Raw genomic sequence first — 15173 nt, forward strand, 5'->3', positions numbered from 1 at the left:
TAGCGTGCCAGCAGATAGGGCGGTACGGACCGGCAAGGCGGGCGTGCGGTTTGCGCCGGCTCTGCGGAGCGGGCTCGTGGCCACAAGACGGCCCGTGGCCCTGCGGCTGCGCGGGCGTGAGGGAGCAGGCATGAACGCTGAGGGTGTGGGCGCGACGGCGTTGACGGTCGTCAACGCGCTGCTGTTGACGATGGCGGACGGAGTGGAACCGTTCCGCGGCTGGCTGACCGTCGGCGACGACGGCACGATCACCGGAATCGGGCCCGGTGACCCGCCGACACCGCCCTCGACCGTCGACCTCAGCGCCTCCGCGGCTTCCGGCGCGGTACTGGACGTAGGTGGGGCGATCGTCGCCCCGGGGTTCATCTCCGCGCACAGCCACCTGTTCATGTCCGGGCTGCGCGGGCTGGGCGTCGGCGAGACGCTCTACGGCTGGCTGGCCGAGAACATGGCCGTTCTGACCGGTGCCGGCGTCGAGGACCTGTACTGGTTCACTCTGCACGGCAGCCTGGACTTCGCCCGCAACGGCATAACCTCCGCGTTCAACTTCGCCCAGAGCCGGGTGATCTGGAACTACGACCCCCAGGTCGGCAACGCCAGCCTTGGGAAGGTCCATCCAGTCGACTTCCTCACCCGTCAGGTCGATGCCGGCGCCGACGCCGGCATTCGGGTGATGTCCGCGATCCGGCTCGATGACGAGGCTTTCCCCGAACAACAGGTCCTCGACACGTTCGCCCAGGTCGCCGACCACATCGAGGCGAACGTGCCGGCACCGCTCAACCTCGGCGCCGCGATCTTCGGTGCCGTGCAGTGGGCGGCCACGTCCAGTACCGCCGCCGTGGAGGCCGAGCTCATGCGTCGGCACGGCGTGATCAACCAGGCGCACTTCGTCGAGACGGCCGAGGCGCTGGAGCAGCAGCAGGCCAAGTTCGCCTGGTATGACGAGGCCGGCATCCTGGGGCCGCGTTTCCTGTTCGGCCACTTCGTTCACCCGACCGACGAGATGATCACAAGGGCGGCGGCCGCCGGTGCCGGGATGGTGTGGCAACCGACCTCGAACGGCCGCCTCGGTTCGGGAATCGCAGACATCCCACGGCTGCGCGCGGCCGGCATCCGGATCGGAGTCGGTCTCGACGACCAGTCGTGCACCGACATCTCCGACCCGTTCCAGAACATGCGGATCGGGATCTACACCTTGCGAGCCCTGCATTCCGACGCGAAGGTGCTGATGCCGGCGGAGATGCTGAGAATGCATACTCTTGGTTCCGCCGAGGTGCTCGGCGTCGCGGACCGACTTGGCAGTCTGGAGGTCGGCAAGCACGCCGATTTTCTGGTCGTGGATCCCCGTGAGCCGGATACCGGTCCCATCTGGGATGTCTACGCGACGTATGTCTTCGCGTGCGGGCTACGTAACCTCAAGCAGGTCTACGTCGGTGGCAAGCCGGTCTACGACGCCGCTCAGCCGCCGTCCGAGCTGACCCTCGCGGCGACCACCGAACTGCACGCCCGGGTCGCCCACGCGGCCCGGGCTGCCGGCGTCACTCCCGGGCCGCTGACCTTCTGATCTTCGGCCCGGCTTTGATCCTCCGACCGGCTCATCCTCCGAGGAGGGCCAGCAGTCCCGGCGGCAGCAGCTGCGGCGTCGACGGGTCAGCATCGACGAACCGTGAGATCGGCTGCCAGCTGACCTCGTCGTTCGCGTCGAGGACCTTGCCGAGCTCGTCGCGCGCGTAGAACGACGCGTCAACGAGGTCGGCGGCGAAGATGAAGGCGATCTCGTGGTGCGGTCGGTCTTCCCACTGAAAGACGTTCTCCAGCACACCCAGCAGGGAGACGTTCGTGAGCTCCGCGCCAAGCTCCTCGCGCAGCTCACGGTGTACCGCCTCTACCGCCCGTTCGCCGAACTCGACCCCGCCGCCGAGCGGCCGGAAGATCCGCCGGCCGTTGGCGCGGTCGACTCCCTCATAGACCAGGAGGTCGTCGCCACGGCGCACGGCCGCGAGCGCGATCGGCCGAATCCGCAATGATTTCGCCACGTCCCGGACGTTAGCCGAAGATCGGCGATCATTCGGGCGGCTTCGGCGCGGAGTTGCCCAAGGCACGTCCGCCCGGCGGCTCAGTCCGTAGCGGCCTGAGACAGGGGCGTGCCGGCCAAAGGTTTAGTGGGCGTGCTTCTCGCCGGCCTGCTCGGCCACCTCGGCGCGGACCGTGTCCATGTCGACGGCCTTGGCCTGCGTGATCAGGTCCTCCAGCGCGGCCTCGGGGAGCGCGCCGGGCTGGGAGTAGAGGACGACCTTGTCTCGGACGATCATCAGGGTCGGGATGGACGAGATGCCGAAATGCGCGGCGAGCTCGCGCTGAGCCTCGGTGTCGACCTTCCCGAACACCGCGTCCGGGTGCTTCTGTGACGCCCGCTCGTAGACCGGAGCGAACATCCGGCACGGCCCGCACCATGATGCCCAGAAATCAACCAGCACGAGGTCCGCGTCGCCGCCGACCACCTCGTCGAAGTTTTCCTTGGTCAATTCCACAGTCGCCATCGCTGGCCTTCCTCGATCGAAATTCCCTCGACCACCTCAAGCTACGGCGGCCGGCCAGCATTCCCACGACGCGGCGCTCCCAAGGCCTCCCGTCGATCAACCGGAGACCCGCGGAGTGGCCGCTCGCCTCGCGCGGCGCCCGGCGGTGGCTACTGCCACCCGGGCCGTCGTCGGGCCTGGATGGACCACACCGACGAACCGGCAGCTCCGCCTCCGCGCGCGACGCGGAGCTGGACCGTTCGGGGAACATGAGGACCCGCTGCGGTGCGGGGCGCGCCGTTCGGCGTTCCGCGGAACGCGAAGATCGGCTGTGTCGGGGTGTGGGAGTCCGCTGCGGTGCGGGGCGCGCCGTTCGGCGTTCCGCGGAACGCGAAGATCGGCTGTGTCGGGGTGGGTGGGAGTCTGCTGCCGTGTAGAAGGTGTCGGCGGGCCGTTCCCAGGAGCAGGAAGATCGGCCGCCGCGCGGACTACCGAGATCGGCTGTGTCGGCGTGCGTGGGAGTCCAATGCGCTGTGGAGCGCGCCGTTCGGCGTTCCGCAGAACGCGGAGATCGGCCGCCCGGGGCGCGTGGGATCCTGCCGCGACCCGGCCGGGCGGCGGCGGAGATCGTGGTGGTCTGATCTGTCACGCGTGGTGGCTCGGTCGGGCTGGCCCGTGACGACCCTGTGGGGTGGCCCCGCTTCGGGCTGCGGGAGTCGGGACGGCGCAATGCCGAAAACGCTTTCGTAATTATCGGCGAGGCGCTTTCCAGCAACCCGGTCGTTGATTTCTCCTGGCCGCTTCCGTTCGCGAAAATTCGCTGGACGTCCGCCGGAGTCGGCCCGGAGGATGGCTCCATGCTGAGCCCGACCCGCTACCGCGAGCGTTTCGTCGCCGACCGCGCGGCCGCGCACGCCGTTCTCGATGAAGCGCTGTTCTGTCACGTCGGCGTGGTCGTCGATGGCCGGCCGCACGTGCTGCCCACGCTGCACGCCCGCGTCGACGACACTCTATACGTACACGGATCATCGGCGGCGCGGATTCTTGCGACGGCCCGCTCCGGGCCGTTGTCGGTCTGCGTCACGGTTTCGTTGCTCGACGGGCTGGTGATCGCCCGGTCCGCGTTTCACCATTCGTTGAACTACCGGTCGGTCGTCGTGCACGGCGCCGCCCGCCTGGTGACCGACGCCGAGGAGAAGAGTCGGATGCTGGACGCCCTGGTCGATCGGGTCGGTACCGCCCGGTCCGCCCAGTGCCGCCCGCCGACGGCGAAGGAGCTCGCGGCGACGTCGGTGCTTGCCGTCGATCTCGCGGCCGAGACCACGGATGTCGCGCTCAAGGTGCGGACTGGTGGGCCACTCGACGATGAGGCTGACCTCGAGCTGGGTCACTGGGCCGGTGTCGTCCCGGTTCGGCTCGTCGCCGGCTCGCCGGAGCCTGCGTGTGACCTCCCCATCCCCACCGGACTCGCGCCGTCCCTCCGGTAGGACTCACCTGGTTGGCCTGGCCGACGTTCGGCGGGCATGGGCGGAAAATTTTGCGGACCGATGACTTCGGCACGGTGGGCAGGTCAAAGAAGCATCTCAGTGACCCGCTCGCGGGCCAGGAAACGCGCAGACCAGGCTGCCACGTTTCCGTCGGTTCGTGCGCCCAGCAAAGGAGCCACCATGCCCAAGCCAGACAGCACCGTCGCCGGCGGACCGATCTGGATCGACCTGATGACGACCGACACGGACGCTGCCCGGGCCTTCTACGGAGAGCTGTTCGGTTGGACGGCGGAGACCGGGAGTGAGGAGTTCGGCGGGTACTTCAACTTCCTGCGGGCGGGCGAGCCGGTCGCGGGCGGCATGGGCTACCAGCCGGGGATGCCGGCGGAAGCGGTGGCCGACCGCTGGTCGATCTACCTGCGCACCGACGACGCGGAGAAGACGGTCGCCGCGGTCGTCGACCGCGGTGGCCAGGTGATCGCCCCGCCGATGCCGGTCGGAGACCTGGGAGCATTCGCCGTCGTGCTCGACCCTGGCAGCGCGGCCATCGGCCTGTGGCAGCCGGGTACTCACACCGGCTTCGCGAAGGTCGGCGAACCGGGTGCGCCTGTCTGGTTCGAGCTGTTCACCCGGGACTTCGCGGCTGTCCTCGACTTCTACCGGGATGCGTTCGGCTGGACGGTCCAGGTGGTGTCCGATACGGACGAGTTCCGTTACGCGACGCTGGTCAACGCCGCCGGTGAGCAGCAGGCCGGAGTGATGGACGCGAGCAGCTTCCTTCCGGCGGGGGCGCCGTCCAGCTGGTCGGTGTACTTCAACGTCGAGGACGCCGATGCGGCTACGGCGAAGATCGCCGAACTGGGTGGAAAGGCCCTGCGGGAGCCCGAGGACACGCCCTACGGCCGGATCGCCGAGGCTGCCGACGCTACCGGCGCCACCTTCAAGATCATGGGTCCGAACAAGGGGTGACTGCCCTATACCCGGTGAACGCCCGGAGTCGGAGAGCTCAGACGTTCACCGGGTGGTCGCGCCGGCCCTGGACGCGAGTGCCGTGACCGCCAAGGTCCGCCCGTCGCCTTGATCGCCGTTCCGGAACGGGCGAACTGCCGGCCCGGGAGGCTAGCCGGCTGGTGCCTCGAAGATCTGGACCGGGCTGCGGAGCACGCTGGAACGAGGGCGGTCCTGGTCGGGCAGCCGGCGAAGCAGCGCGATCGTCGGCTCGACCACCTCGGCCCAGGTCTCGGCCGAGAGATCCCACAGCCGTGACCAAAGCCGCTGCTCGACGCCGTCTGCCGCCTGCGCCGGTGTTGTCTGGCCGACCTCGTGCACGCTGACGAGATCCTCGACCAACCGCAGACCGGCCCGTTCCGCCGTCGTCGTGAGCGCGGCAACCTGCGCGCCGCGTTCCCTGAGCGCGCCGTGCTCCAAGCGTGCCTGCATACCCATCATCGCCTCGGTGATATCCGAGAGATCGACGTTCGCGCCACCGCCAACGACGGCGAACCGGCCACTGGGCCGCAATACCCGGGCGACCTCGGCCACGACGGCCGGAGCGTCTCCGACGAGATGCATGACGTGAACGGCCAGACAGGCATCCACGCAGCCGTCGGCAACTGGAAGCTTCGAGGCGTCGGCGCGGACCACCCGTCCAGGCACCCGCCGGGTGGCGTGGGCGAGCATCTTTTCCGAAAGGTCGATGCCGACGATCTCCCGGCCCAGGTTGGCGAACGCGGCGGCGATCAGCCCAGTACCGACGCCGATTTCCAGTAGCCGCCCTTTCGGCAGGTGCGGCGCCACGTCTTCGGCAACCAGGGAGCCGCGTAGCTCGCCGCCCCTGGTCGCGTCGTAGCGGTCAGCCATCCGGTCAAAGTTGACGGAGTTTGGCACGGCCTCAGCCTATGTGGCCTGGCTGGCCAGCCCGGCGCATTCATCCAGTTGTCACCGGCCCCCTGACCTCTCGCCTACTTCGGCCGTGTACGCCGCGCTACCGATCGTGCGCAGCCACTCGGCGAATCGGGCCCGGCGCTGGGCCGCCCCGGATGGGGAGGTATCCGCCAAGAGGGGGCGAAGGCGCCGTTCCGTGACCCTGGTGCAAGATGGCTGGACGGCGGGGCGGGTCTTGGTCGTGGATGGGAGCGGCGTGGGTCAGGGGCTGCAGTGGCTGTCACTGGTCGCGATCGTGGCCAGCCTGCCGGTGGTCGTGCTGGTCAGCAACGTGCTGCACGAGCTCGGGCATGCCCTGGCCGCGTTGGCGGTCGGGTATCGCGTTCGCGGGTTCATCGTCGGTGGGACCAGTGCGGACTTCTCCCGCAGTGGCGGCTTCCTGCAGTTCGGCCGCAAGTTCGGGCGGGCCGCGACGCTAATTTCGCCGGGAAGCGGCTGGATAACTGGCTGGCGGGGGATAGTCACCTACGGTGGCGGCGCAGCGGTGAACCTGTTCATTGTCGTGGTGACGGCACCCGCGAGCCTTAGCTGGGAGTTCCGGCACGGCGTGGCGGTGCAGCCGGGAGCACACACCTATCTCCCGGTCGTCACCGTCTTCGTCTTCGTCGTGAACCTTGTCTTTCTGGTCGCGAACCTCGTGCCACGGGTGCACTCGTCCGGGGCCGTCAGCGACGGCCGGCTCCTGCTGAACCTGATCCACTCGCGGCGGCTCGTCGAGTGGATCAAGATTGGCGAGTCATCGGTCGTCATCGACCGGCCCCGCGCGCAGGTATGGCATTTCCTCGACGATCCGCGCAACGTCACCAGCTACGACCACACAGTCGAGCGCGTCTACCAGAAGCCCGGCACGCCCGCGGGAGTCGGCCGGATTCTGGTCGCCCACCTGTTCCCGGTTCCGCCGTCAGCGGTCGGGGATGTCGTCGAATCCGAGACGGTCGCGTTCGACCCACCGCGACGCATGATGGCGCGCGGCGCCCGTAACCACGCCCTGCGCGTGGAAACGGCGCTGCGTGCGGTCGGGCCGGACAGCACTCGGCTTACCCGGACCGTGTGGCTGGGAGCGAAGCCGCTCGCCCCGGAACAGCGCCAGCGCCTGCTTGAGACGCTTGGCGAGGCCGGTTCGCGGCTTGCCCAGGAGAACGAGCGCATCCGGCGCATGCTCGTCCCTGACACGACCGCGACGCTCGCCATCCCCGGAGCGCGGGCTCGTCGCCGCGCCCGCGCTCGTCGCGTATAGCGCGGCTCACCACAGCGCGCGGCCTCCCGGCTGGAGGTCGGCCGTCGTGTGACCCGTCCCCAGGGGGCGCACTCAGAGTCGGACGCTATCGCCTGCGGGGCCGGCACTTCTCTCACCCATCGGGTCCGCGCCGGTCGCGCTCGCGGGCGGGCAGGTGACCTACCTGCGGCGGCGGTATGTCGGTTGCGTGTGGGGCCGCGGTGGGCAATGCTTGACGCCGACGTCAATATCTGTAACCTAGCTCACACGCCGTAACGGCAGTTGAGGTGCTCGGCGCGTGCTCCGTCCTGGCTGGAGCAGGCGAAAGGTTGCGCACCGTCCTAAATTCGTCGCCGACCCTACCCAATGATCGTCACTCTATGTAGTCATGTGGCCGTCCATTGCGATGCGTAGACATGTCCCGGCGCCAACACCGAGTGGGATGAGGAAAAAGCAGTGATCCGTAAGCGCAGTACCGCCTTAGCTGCATTGGTCGCCGCTGGTGCGGTGCTCTTAGCCGCTGGCTGTGGCTCGTCGGGGTCGAGCGGCCCGGCCGCGACCGGCTCCGGCTCGGCCGGGGCGACGCAGACCGTCACGGTCGGTGTGTTCGCTGACATCACTGGTCCGGCGGCCTCGGGTAACAAGACCGTCGAGGCCGGCGTGAAGGCGGGGACCTACTACGCGGCCAGGAATGGCTACAAGATCAAGTATGTCGTCGGCGACACGGCGACAAACCCGACGACGGCCCTCGCTGTCGCGCAGAAGTTCGTCACCCAGGACCATGTCCTCGCGGTGATCGCGAGCTCGGCAATTACGTTCACTGCGTCGACCTACCTCACCGCGCACAACGTCCCGGTCATCGGGATCGGCGAGGACGGGCCCGAGTGGATTACCGCGAAGAACATGTTCTCCGTGACTGGTCCGCTGCAGCAGACCAAGGTCGCCACGACGATGGGCAAGTTCTTCAAGCTGGAGGGCGTCACCAGCCTGGGCTCGATTGGCTACTCGGTCTCGCCGCTCTCGTCCGAGGCGGCCTCCGCCTCGGCGGCCTCGGCCGAGGCCGCCGGCATCAAGGTCGGCTACCTGAACGCCAAGTTCCCGTTCGGCAGCACCAACGTCGGTCCGGCGGTGCTGCAGATGAAGGACGCCGGCATTGACGGGCTCGTGACCTCCACGGACTCCGACACCGGCTTCGCCCTGATCAAGGGCCTGCGTGACTCGGGCGTCAACCTGAAGGCGGCTCTGCTGCCGACCGGGTACGGCGGCGACCTGATCCAGGCCGGGGCTGGTGCGTTGTCGTCGGCGCAGAACGTCTACTTCCTGCTCGGCTACGAGCCGGTCGAGATGCAGACCACCGCGACCAAGCAGTTCGTCGCCGACCTCAAGAGCGGCGGCACCACCGGTGAACCGACGTATGCCATGTACAACGGCTACGTCTCGATCGGCCTGCTGGTCCGCGCGCTGAAGGCGGCCGGGGGAACCCCGAGCCAGGCGGGCCTGCTCAAGGGTCTGGAGGGCATCCACGACTGGAACGCGCTGGGCCTGTACGGCTCCCACAAGGTCGACATCAATGACCGCGTGAATGTCGTCAGCGGTCCGGACAACTGCTCCTGGATGACGAAGCTGGTCGGCGACAAGTTCGAGCTCGTCAAGGGCGCGACCCCGATCTGTGGCGACGTCATCCCCGGCAAGACGGTAGCTGCGGCGTCCTGATCCACCAGCGCTGAGCATTTTCCGGTACGCGCGAGAGCCGCGAGAGCCGCGACAGCGGGCCAGTCTCGAAGCGCCACCGTAAACAGCTCGGTAAATACCGGTTAGGCCTGGCCGGCGTGTCCACAACGGACACGCCGGCCTCGGTCTTTTCCGCCCGAGGTGATAGCCGGTCGCGCCCCCTGATGATTGGGGAATTGCCCTGATCGCGGCTCTCAGCGGGCGGAGACGGCGATCGGTGGGCCCGGCTGGCTACCCGAGGGCCCGGCTGCGACCGGCATCGGGCGTGGGCGACGAGCACGCCGAGGTGCTGGCCGCGGGGGTCGCGGCGCTAGATCAAGAGGAGCGTTCCGACCTGCGGACCCGCGGGTCCGAGGGAGCCCAACGCACGTGGGGCCGTCCCGGCGCGAGCCCGACGGCTGCCGGTTACCCGCGAACGCCTACCCACCGCGGCGCCCAGAAACTCGCCTGGACCGTTTCGCCAGTTACAATTCTCCGGACCGCGCCGTAAAGGGAAAATAGGCAAGGCGGATTGTACTGTCCGGGGAGACGTATTGTCAAACGAAGAAGTGGGGCGCGAGCAGGAGTATGTCTCGATGCTCTACGAGCGTCTTGACGGCTTCCGGGAACAGGCGTCCACCCGGCTCGCCGAGGTGCTGGCCGAGCGGCCGGGCGGCCGGCCACAGGCGCACACCGAACGGCAGGCGGCCGCCTCGACCTATTCACGTCAGCTCGCCCGCTATGACGCCGCCGAGGATGGGCTGTGTTTCGGCCGGCTCGACCTCGACGACGACGAGACCCGCTATGTCGGCCGTCTCGGCATTTTCGACGAGTCGGACGACTATGCCCCGCTGCTGATCGACTGGCGGGCCCCCGCCGCCCGGCCCTTCTACCTGGCGACGGCCGCCTCTCCCGAGGGCGTCCGCCGGCGTCGCCAGATCCGGACGGCCCGGCGACGGGTTGTCGAGATCGACGACGAGGTACTCGAGCTGGCCGACGCGAACGCGCGCACCGGCCATGAGTCGCTGACCGGCGAGGCCCGGCTGATGGCCGCGCTCACCGCCGGCCGCACCGGCCGAATGGGCGACATCGTCGAAACGATCCAGGCCGAGCAGGACCGCATCATCCGGGCGGAGAATGCCGGGGTCCTCGTCGTCCAGGGCGGCCCTGGCACCGGTAAGACTGCCGTTGCGCTGCACCGGGCCGCGTACCTGCTCTACACGTACCGCGAGCAGTTGACCAAACGAGGCGTCCTGGTCATCGGCCCGAACCCGACCTTCCTGCGGTACATCTCCCATGTACTGCCCGCGCTGGGCGAGACCAGCGTGGTGCTCTCGACCGTCGGTGACCTGTTCCCCGGCGTCTATGCCACGCGAACGGAGCCGCGCGAGACGGCGGAGCTCAAGGGCGGCCCGCGGATGGTCGAGCTGATCACCGCCGCCGTCCGCGACCGGCAGCGGGTGCCAGACGACCCGCGGGAAATCCCCTTCGAGGACGACATCCTGCTGCTGGACGCTGCCACCTGCGAAGCCGCCCGCGACCGCGCCCGAGCGACACATCGACCGCACAACCAGGCCCGCGTGGTCTTCGTCCAGGCCGTCGTCGACGCGCTCGCCCAGCAGTACGCCGATCGTCTGGGGGCCGACCCGTACGCCGACGACCCGCTGGGCGAGGACGACGCACCCGGCGGCGACAGCAACCTGCTGGGCGACGAGGTCGTCGACGACATCCGCCAGGAGCTGGGCCAGGACGACGCGGTGCTCACCGCGCTCGACGAGCTGTGGCCCGTGCTGACACCGCAGTGGCTGCTGGCCGACCTGTTCGCCGACGCGGAGCTGCTCGCCTCCGCCGCCGAGGCGGCCGGGCTGACCGACGCCGAGCGTGACCTGCTGTCGCGGCCCGATCCGCACGGTGGCCGCGCGGCCGACCAGATGTGGACCTCCGCCGACGCGCCGTTGCTCGACGAGGCCGCCGAACTGCTCGGCGACGACGAGGCGGCGGCGCTGGCCGCCGCCGAGCGCCGCCGCCGCGAGCGGATCGCGTACGCGCAGGGCGTCGTCGACATCCTCACCCGGGATATGGACGACGACCCGGACATCCTCATGGTCTCCGACCTCATCGACGCCGAACGGCTCGCCGAGCGGCACGAGGACTCCGATGACCGTTCGACCGCCGAACGGGCCGCCGCGGACCGGACCTGGGCCTTCGGGCACGTCATCGTCGATGAGGCGCAGGAACTCTCGCACATGGCCTGGCGCATGGTGATGCGTCGGTGCCCGAGCCGTTCGATGACGCTGGTCGGCGACGTCGCCCAGACCGGTGACCTCGCCGGAGCCTCGTCCTGGGCCCGGGTTCTCGGACCCCAGCTGGGCGATCGCTGGCGGCTTGAGCGGTTGACCGTCAACTACCGCACCCCGGCCGAGATCATGGCCGTTGCCGCCGAGGTGTTGGCAGCGATCGACCCTGGGCTGGAACCGCCTCGATCCGTCCGGGAGACGGGCACCGCGCCGTGGGAACTCACGGTCGCCCCGGACGCGCTGGCCAGCCAGTTGGCCGCGATCGCCGCCAGTGAGGTCGCCGAGCTGCGCGAAGCCCTCGGTGACGGCCCGGATGGCGGTCGCGTCGCGGTTCTCGTCCCATCAGGCCTGCTCGGCGACCTGCGGCCCGCGATCGAGGCAGCCCTCCCCGCCACCACGACGGCCGGCGACGAGCCGGACCTGGAATCGCCCGTCGCGATCCTCACCGTCCGTCAGTCCAAAGGCCTGGAGTTCGACGCGGTCCTCGTCGTCGAGCCCGATCTGATCATCGAGGAGTCTCCGCGCGGCCTGAACGACCTCTACGTGGCTCTTACTCGGGCCACCCGCTCGCTCGCCGTTCTGCACACCGCCGCGCTCCCGGCCGCCCTCGGAAAGTTGGAACCGGGCCCCGCGGTGGCCCAGGCCGTCGCGGGCTGAGGCTCAGCTCGGCTGGTCGGCCTCGTAGCCGCCCTCCGCCAGCCAGGCGTCGACCCGGCGCTGGGCCTCGTCGGGGTCGACGTCCTCGACGCGGGTCATCAGTGCCCAGCGGTGTCCCCAGGGGTCCAGGATCGCGGCGAACCGGTCGCCAGTAACGAAGGTCGACGGCTCGCCGTAGCCCTTCGCGCCGAGTTCGACGGCCTTCGCGTACGACGCGTCGACATCCGGCAGGTAGGCGACGACCGAACCGCTGACGACGTCGCCGCCGGTCGGCGCGACCAGATTGTGGTCGGGCATCGGGTCGGACAACTGCAGGCGGCCGTTGGCGAGCTCCAGCTCGCAGTGCGCGATCTTCGCCCCGTCCGGGGTGTCGTTGCGACTGATGACCCGGGCTCCGAAAACCGCCTGGTAGAAGGCGATTGCCTGCTCGGCTCCGTCGACGACGACGAAGGGTGTGAGTGAGGTGAAACCGGCCGGAATCGGGCTCACCGCGCCGGGGATGGCTGCCGAGTGGTCGCCTGGCTGTGAGGTCTGCGTGGTCATGCGGTCGATCGTGCCTAGGCTGGGTCCGTGCGGGCTTGCACGAACGCGACACAGCAGACGGGGACACCGTCGGATGACACCGCGGCCGGCGGGGCTCGGCCGCCGGTGACGTCGAACCTCGCGGGCGTGCTGCGTCCGGACGAGGGGCTCCGGCACTTCACTCTCGGCCGACCGGCGGCCCATCCGGACCTCGACCTCTGGGTGGACCGGTACTGGACAGTTCGCTGGGAGCTTCCGCCCGGAGCGTCCTACCTGTCGTCAGTGCTCTCCCACCCGGCCTTGCACCTCTCGGTCGAGTCAGGCGACGGTCCGCGTCACGGCTTCCCGATGCCGGCCGCACTTCTGCACGGTGTGGTGACCCGACGGTTCGACATCGTGCTGCGCGGCGAGGGCCGAGTGTTCGGGGTCAAGTTCCGGCCTGGCGGCTTCGCGGCCTTCACCGGCCTGGACACCGGCGCCGGTGTCGATGTCGCCAGCTACACCGATCGGGCGGTTCTGCTGGCGGACGCCCTCGGCGGCGCGATCGCCTCGTCAGACGACGCCGACGCCGACGGCGGGGTCGCGGAACTCCAGGCCTCGATACTGGCCGCCGACGAGGACGACAAGCGGGTCGCGTTGATGGACGAGTTCCTGCTCGCCCGCCGCCCTTCGGTGGCTGATCCTCGCTACCAGGAACTGCTGGCGATCGTCGCCGCGATGCTCGCCGACCGGAGCCTCACGAGCGTCCAGGCCGTCACGGACCGGTTCAACGTCGAGCCGCGCACCTTGCAGCGGCTGTTCCGCCGTTACGTCGGCGTCGGGCCCAAATGGGTGTTGCGACGCTTCCGCCTGCACGACGCCCAGCTCATGCTCGACGCCGGCGAGGTCGAGGACCTGGCGACCCTCGCCACGACCCTCGGCTGGTTCGACCAGGCCCATTTCACCCGCGACTTCCGCGCGGCCGTGGGGGTTCCGCCGCGCACGTACACCGGGCCCGCCGCCGGATAGTCCTGGCGTTCCAGGGCCGGGTCGGCGCGACGAATAGGGCCGCTTCGGGCGCTGACGCGAGCTCGGCGAGAATTGTGGCGCCGGGACCAATCCGCGCGCCGGTTTGGCACGAAGTAATGGATGACAGCGGCCCGGCGGGGCGGCGCCCCGAGGCGTCAGCGACCGGGCCTTGCCTCACGACCCGGAGGTTCCGGCCATGCCGCGACGCGCGGACGAGGATGACGGCCCAGCGCTCCACGCCGTCCCGACGCCCGATTTCGGCGTCAGTCCCACGGGCGGTGGGGCCCCTGACGTCGAACAGCTCCTGCAACGCAGCGGCCGGGGAGACGGCGACGCCTTCGCCGCGTTCTACGACCAACTCGCGGCGCGGGTGTTCGGCCTGGTCAAGCGGGTGGTACGCGACCCGGCGCAGGCCGAGGAAGTCACCCAGGAGGTGTTCGTCGAGATCTGGCGGCTGGCAAGCCGCTTCGACCCGACGAAGGGCAGCGCGGTCGGCTGGGTCTGCGCTCTCGCGCACCGTCGGGCCGTCGACCGGGTGCGTTCGGCGCAGGCCGCGACCGACCGGGAACGCCGCGTCGGTGTCGCGTGGGCGGGCGCCGAGGACTCCGGCTACGACGAGGTGACCGAACAGGTCGAGCTGAGGCTTGAATACGAGCGGCTTCGCCGCTGCCTCGACGGTCTCACCGACCTGCAGCGCGAGTCGATCGTGCTGGCCTACTACAACGGCCATACCTACCGTGAGGTCGCGCACCTGCTTTCGACCCCGGTGCCGACAGTCAAGACCCGCATGCGCGACGGACTGATCCGGCTGCGCGACTGCCTGGGGGTGGAGGCATGACATCGCCGTCGCCGGAGGCACATCTGCTTACGGGCGCCTACGCCCTGGACGCGCTCGACAGCCGTGACCGGGCCGAGGTCGAGGGGCATCTCGCCGGCTGCCCGACGTGCACCCGGGAGGTGGCCGAACTGCGGGTGGTCGCCGGCCTGCTCGGCCAGTCGGTGCCGGAGACGCCACCCAGCACGTTGCGCAGCTCGGTGCTTCGGGAAGCCGCTCGAACCCGTCAGCTGCCGCCGCTGGTCGTCGAGGTCGATGACGACCTCCTCGCCCGGCGGGAGCGGCGACGACTGAGGACGATCACCGGCGTGGCCAGCGCCGCCGCGGCCGTCGCCCTGGTCGCGCTGGGCATCGTCGGCGGCGTCTCCCTTGACCAGCACCATCAGCTCGCCGCCGAGCGCAGCCGGGCGACCGACCTGAACTCGGCGGTCGCCGCGGCCGCGGACCGGCTGGGCCAGCCGGTGGCGGGCGGCGGAACCATCGCCGTGATCCCGTTCGGAAACCAGGCGTACGTCGACGTCCACGACCTGCCGCCGCTCTCCGGTGGCCGGGTGTACCAGCTGTGGATGTCGAGCCCGCAGGGCGTCGAGTCGGCCGGAGTCGTCGGAGGAAACGCCCAACGGGCCGCGCGGGTGCTCTCGCTGCGCAAGGGCGTGGATTCGGTGAAGATGACCATCGAGCCGGCCGGCGGCTCCCAACAGCCGACGACACCGATCATCGGCTCGGCGGCAGTGCACAGCTGAGATCGTCCGCATCCGGCGGCGCGGCCGCGGCTTGGGCAGAGTCGCTCGGTTGCGCCCCGGTGTGGACGCGCACAGGCTTTCCACAGGTTTCGCTCAGGAAGCCCACAGTCGGCTGGCGGAACCTAGGGGACATGGGATGGCGTGAACCGGTGTCGACGTCCACCTCCGCTTCGCGGAACAACGACGGGGCGGCGTCGCGGACCTATGACAAGGCCGCTTCGCGGGCCGATGACGA

At 69.6% G+C, this 15173-nt stretch carries 13 protein-coding genes; 9 read left to right on the forward strand and 4 right to left on the reverse strand.

The window, feature by feature from the left end; translation table 11 throughout:
• The first annotated feature begins 130 nt into the window (after positions 1-130).
• Positions 131-1564 (forward strand): amidohydrolase family protein, encoded by a 1434-nt coding sequence (locus I6A60_RS07795; RefSeq protein ID WP_203018302.1) that lies wholly within the window; start codon positions 131-133, stop codon positions 1562-1564.
• 31 nt (positions 1565-1595) lie between these two features.
• Here I6A60_RS07795 and I6A60_RS07800 read toward each other — a convergent pair whose 3' ends face one another.
• A complete protein-coding gene (locus I6A60_RS07800) occupies positions 1596-2036 on the reverse strand; it encodes an NUDIX hydrolase (RefSeq protein ID WP_203018292.1) in 441 nt (146 codons plus the stop codon).
• Positions 2037-2159: 123 nt separating this feature from the next.
• Positions 2160-2540, reverse strand: a complete 381-nt coding sequence (trxA, locus tag I6A60_RS07805) for a thioredoxin (protein WP_203018290.1) — start codon at positions 2538-2540, stop codon at positions 2160-2162.
• Between the two features lie 836 nt (positions 2541-3376).
• On the opposite strand from trxA, the gene I6A60_RS07810 reads away from it, so the two are divergent.
• Positions 3377-4006 carry a pyridoxamine 5'-phosphate oxidase family protein gene (locus I6A60_RS07810; protein WP_203018288.1) on the forward strand — a complete coding sequence of 210 codons (630 nt, stop codon included), beginning with the start codon at positions 3377-3379 and terminating at the stop codon, positions 4004-4006.
• A gap of 180 nt (positions 4007-4186) precedes the next feature.
• Positions 4187-4975 carry a VOC family protein gene (locus tag I6A60_RS07815; RefSeq protein WP_203018286.1) on the forward strand — a complete coding sequence of 263 codons (789 nt, stop codon included), beginning with the start codon at positions 4187-4189 and terminating at the stop codon, positions 4973-4975.
• 150 nt (positions 4976-5125) lie between these two features.
• Here I6A60_RS07815 and I6A60_RS07820 read toward each other — a convergent pair whose 3' ends face one another.
• On the reverse strand, positions 5126-5893 hold the full coding sequence (locus I6A60_RS07820) for a class I SAM-dependent methyltransferase (protein WP_203018284.1): 768 nt from the start codon (positions 5891-5893) through the stop codon (positions 5126-5128).
• A 193-nt stretch (positions 5894-6086) separates the two neighbouring features.
• Here I6A60_RS07820 and I6A60_RS07825 point away from each other — a divergent pair, with 193 nt between their 5' ends.
• From I6A60_RS07825 to I6A60_RS07835, 3 genes are all read left to right on the forward strand, one after another.
• Positions 6087-7187 (forward strand): SRPBCC family protein, encoded by a 1101-nt coding sequence (locus tag I6A60_RS07825; protein ID WP_307873577.1) that lies wholly within the window; start codon positions 6087-6089, stop codon positions 7185-7187.
• A 435-nt stretch (positions 7188-7622) separates the two neighbouring features.
• On the forward strand, positions 7623-8879 hold the full coding sequence (locus tag I6A60_RS07830; RefSeq protein WP_203018282.1) for an ABC transporter substrate-binding protein: 1257 nt from the start codon (positions 7623-7625) through the stop codon (positions 8877-8879).
• A 551-nt stretch (positions 8880-9430) separates the two neighbouring features.
• The gene (locus tag I6A60_RS07835; protein ID WP_307873578.1) at positions 9431-11830 is read left to right on the forward strand and encodes an ATP-binding domain-containing protein; all 2400 of its coding nucleotides are present in this window, start codon (positions 9431-9433) and stop codon (positions 11828-11830) included.
• Positions 11831-11833: 3 nt separating this feature from the next.
• On the opposite strand, the gene I6A60_RS07840 is transcribed toward I6A60_RS07835, so the two are convergent.
• A complete protein-coding gene (locus I6A60_RS07840) occupies positions 11834-12373 on the reverse strand; it encodes a glyoxalase/bleomycin resistance/extradiol dioxygenase family protein (protein WP_203018280.1) in 540 nt (179 codons plus the stop codon).
• Between the two features lie 27 nt (positions 12374-12400).
• Here I6A60_RS07840 and I6A60_RS07845 point away from each other — a divergent pair, with 27 nt between their 5' ends.
• The 3 genes from I6A60_RS07845 to I6A60_RS07855 all read left to right on the forward strand — a co-directional run bounded on the left by I6A60_RS07845 (position 12401) and on the right by I6A60_RS07855 (position 14938).
• On the forward strand, positions 12401-13360 hold the full coding sequence (locus I6A60_RS07845; protein WP_307873579.1) for a helix-turn-helix domain-containing protein: 960 nt from the start codon (positions 12401-12403) through the stop codon (positions 13358-13360).
• Between the two features lie 196 nt (positions 13361-13556).
• On the forward strand, positions 13557-14198 hold the full coding sequence (locus tag I6A60_RS07850) for a sigma-70 family RNA polymerase sigma factor (RefSeq protein WP_203018278.1): 642 nt from the start codon (positions 13557-13559) through the stop codon (positions 14196-14198).
• Positions 14195-14938 carry an anti-sigma factor domain-containing protein gene (locus I6A60_RS07855; RefSeq protein ID WP_203018276.1) on the forward strand — a complete coding sequence of 248 codons (744 nt, stop codon included), beginning with the start codon at positions 14195-14197 and terminating at the stop codon, positions 14936-14938. The genes I6A60_RS07850 and I6A60_RS07855 overlap by 4 nt, the downstream gene beginning before the upstream one ends.
• Positions 14939-15173 lie beyond the last annotated feature (235 nt).

The organism is Frankia sp. AgB1.9, from assembly GCF_016786355.1.
GTDB lineage: Bacteria > Actinomycetota > Actinomycetes > Frankiales > Frankiaceae > Pseudofrankia.